This window comes from Intrasporangium sp. (assembly GCF_032907665.1).
GTDB lineage: Bacteria > Actinomycetota > Actinomycetes > Actinomycetales > Dermatophilaceae > Intrasporangium.
Map to the genome: position 1 here is coordinate 1 of NZ_JAJJPG010000240.1, position 3019 is coordinate 3019.

General features: G+C 70.9%; 5 protein-coding genes. All 5 read right to left on the reverse strand.

The window, feature by feature from the left end; genetic code table 11:
* Nucleotides 1-302: sodium:solute symporter family transporter (locus tag LOY02_RS18835; protein WP_410505983.1), on the reverse strand; the 302-nt coding region annotated here is incomplete at its 3' end.
* Nucleotides 299-637, reverse strand: coding sequence for a DUF485 domain-containing protein (locus tag LOY02_RS18840; RefSeq protein WP_317183899.1), 339 nt, complete (start codon nt 635-637; stop codon nt 299-301). The genes LOY02_RS18840 and LOY02_RS18835, both read right to left, overlap by 4 nt.
* Before the next feature lie 148 nt (nt 638-785).
* Complete coding sequence (locus LOY02_RS18845; protein WP_317183900.1) at nt 786-2345, reverse strand: cation acetate symporter; 1560 nt, start codon at nt 2343-2345, stop codon at nt 786-788.
* Nucleotides 2342-2782 (reverse strand): hypothetical protein, encoded by a 441-nt coding sequence (locus tag LOY02_RS18850; RefSeq protein WP_317183901.1) that lies wholly within the window; start codon nt 2780-2782, stop codon nt 2342-2344. Before LOY02_RS18850 ends, LOY02_RS18845 begins: the two co-directional genes overlap by 4 nt.
* The coding region (locus tag LOY02_RS18855) for a LytTR family DNA-binding domain-containing protein (RefSeq protein WP_317183902.1) at nt 2779-3019 on the reverse strand (241 nt) is incomplete at its 5' end. The genes LOY02_RS18850 and LOY02_RS18855, both read right to left, overlap by 4 nt.

Below are 3019 nucleotides of genomic sequence, written 5' to 3' on the forward strand. Positions count from 1 at the left end.
ACGAGCCAGGCGACGAGGAAGCCGATCGAGTAGAGGAAGCCGTCGTAGCCGTTGAGGGCGATGGCGCCCGCGATGCCGAGGAAGGACGCGGCCGAGAGGTAGTCGCCGGCGATGGCGATGCCGTTCTGCCGACCCGTGAAGGCGCGGCCGCCGGCGTAGTACTCGGCGGCGCCGCGGTTGCCTCGCGAGACCTTGATGACGATCGCCAGCGTGATGATGACGAAGATGATGAAGATCCCGATGTTCAGGGTCGGGTTGCCGACCGACGTCGCGGTCGGGGCGAGGGTGGCGAGCGCACTCATCGCTGGAGGTCTCCCATCTTCTCGGCGAGAGCCGCGGCGCGCGGGTCGAACTCGCGGTCGGCCCAGCGGGCGTAGTACATCGTGATGGCGAAGGTCGTGACGAACTGGAGGAGCCCGAGGATCAGGCCCCACGTGATGTCGCCGAAGACCCGGGTTCCCATGAAGTCCTTGGCGAAGACGGACAGGAGGACGTAAAGGAAGTACCACGCCAGGAAGGCGATGGTCATGGGGAAGACGAACCTGCGGAACCTGCGCCGCAGTTCGATGAACTCCTCGGAGTTCTGCAGCTCCGCGAACCGGTCATCGGCCACGGGTGCTTGAGCCTCGTTGCTCACTGGAAGCCACCTCCGTTGGTGGTTGTCGGGGGTGGGCACACGGTAGGAGGTGTGACTCAGGTAACGGGACCCGACGCGGATGGCCCGTCGGTGAACGGTGCGCATGGGTCGCCGTGCGCGTGGGGGCTGTGCGACGAACGGTCGGTGATCAACGACGAGCGGTCAGCCGATCGGGTCGCTGCTCCTGGTGGCCCTCGGGGTTGAACGGACCCCGGTTGAGGATGAGGTGTTCGGGGGCGTGGAGGCGAACCATCGTCTGCGCCACGTGGGGCGGCTGGCGATGGCGCGTGGCGATCGAGGCGCCGACCATCGTGGCGAACGCGGCCGGCACGGTGATCGCGGCCGGCTGGGTCAGGACGGCCCCGAGGACCCCGTCGGCGTTCACGCCCACCAGGGTCGTGAGGACGGCCGTCATCGACAGCGATCCGCCGACCGCGAGGCCGGCGATGACGCCGACGGCGGTGAGCCGGCGCCACCAGATGCCGAGGACGAGCATCGGGCAGAAGGTCGAGGCGGCCACCGCGAAGGCGAGCTCGACGGCGTGGGCGACGGGGACGCGAGCGGACATGAAGGTCAGCCCCAGGGCGACGGCCACGGCGATGAGGGTGGCGAGACGGAAGGCGCTCACCCCCTGCCCGAGCTCGGTGCGCCGCCGCAGCACGTCCTGGCTGAGCACGCCGGCAACGGAGACGACGAGTCCCATGGACGTCGACAGGAAGGCGGCGAAGGCTCCCGCCGCGATGAGCGCGGTGAGCAGGTCGGCGAGCACACCGGTGAAGATCCGGCTGGGGAGCTCCAGCACGACGGAGTCGGTGCGCCCGGTCACGACGAGGTCGGAGGCCAGCATCCGGCCGAGGATGCCGTAGGCGACGGGGAGCAGGTAGAACGCGCCGAGCAGCCCCAGCACGACAAGCGTCGTCCGCCGGGCCGCCCGGCCGTCCGGGTTGGTGTAGAAGCGGACGACGACGTGGGGCAGCCCCATCGTGCCGAGGAAGGTGGCGATGACGAGCGAGTAGGTGAGGTACAGCGCGTAGTCCCCCGTGAGGGGCTCGGCCCAGTCGACGGCGTCGAGCCGGCCGATGACCTCGGGCGTGCCCCCCGTGAGGAACGCGCCGACGAGGAAGAAGATCGGGGTGAGGAGCGCGACGAGCTTGAGCCAGTAGTGGAAGGCCTGCACGAGGGTGACGCTGCGCATCCCACCCGGCAGGACGTTGAGCGAGACGATGACGGCCACGACGACCTGGCCGACCCACAGGGGTGCCCCCGTGAGCGTGCGCAGGGTGAGACCGGCGCCCTGGAACTGCGGGATGAGGTAGAGCATGCCGATGACGACGACGAGCAGGCTCGCGGCGTGCCTCGCCTGCGTCGACTCGACGCGAAGCTGGGCGAAGTCGGGCAGCGTGTAGGCCCCGGAGCGCCGCAGCGGCGCGGCGACGAAGACGAGCAGGAGCAGGTAGCCCGCCGTCCACCCGACGGGCAGCCACAGCATGTCGACCCCGCGGGCGAGGATGAGGCCGGCGACGCCGAGGAACGACGCGGCGGAGAGGTACTCGCCGCTGATCGCCGACGCGTTGAGGACGGGGCCGACGACGCGGGAGGCGACGTAGAAGTCGCTGATCGTCCGGGAGATCCGCAGGCCGAACGCGCCGACCCCGAGCGACGCGAGCGAGACGAGGACGACGGCGACGACGCTGGCGGCGGTGCTCACCGGTGGTCCAGCAGGTCGCTGAAGGCGTCCTCGTTGCGCTCGGCACGGCGCACGTAGACGACCCCGAGCGTGACGATCTCGACGAACGCGACGAGGGTGAGGACGACCCACGGCACGGGAATGCCGAGGACGACGATGCGTCCCCAGGCCGGCACGAGGTGCAGGACGAGTGGGACGAGCCCGAGGGTGAAGGCGAGCGCGGCGACGACGGCGAGCGCGAGGCGCAGCTGGCTGCGCATGAGGGAGTCGACGTAGACCTCGCCGAGCCGGCTCTGGGCGTCGATCTCGGAGGCGATCGAGACGCGCCGTGCGCGCGCGGCGCGGGTGCGCGGGGACGTGATGGTGACGCGTGGTGGCAGCTCGGGGGTCCTCGAGCCACTTCGCTGTGGCGGGGTCCCCCGGCCTGTCGTATGCCGCTGGGCCGGGTCCCGGGTCATCGGCGCTCCCTGCCGGGCTGGGCCCGCTTGACGAGCAGGTCACGCAGGGCACGGGTGTGGCGACGGCTGACCCCGAGCTCGTGCCCGCCGACGACGACCGTCGTCCGGCCACCCTCGGTGCGCCACTCGGCGATGTGTCCCAGGGCGACGAGCAGGGACCGGTGGATGCGCACGAACCCGGCGTCGCGCCACTGGTCGGCGAGCGTCGTCAGCGGCACGCGCACGAGGTGGCTGCCG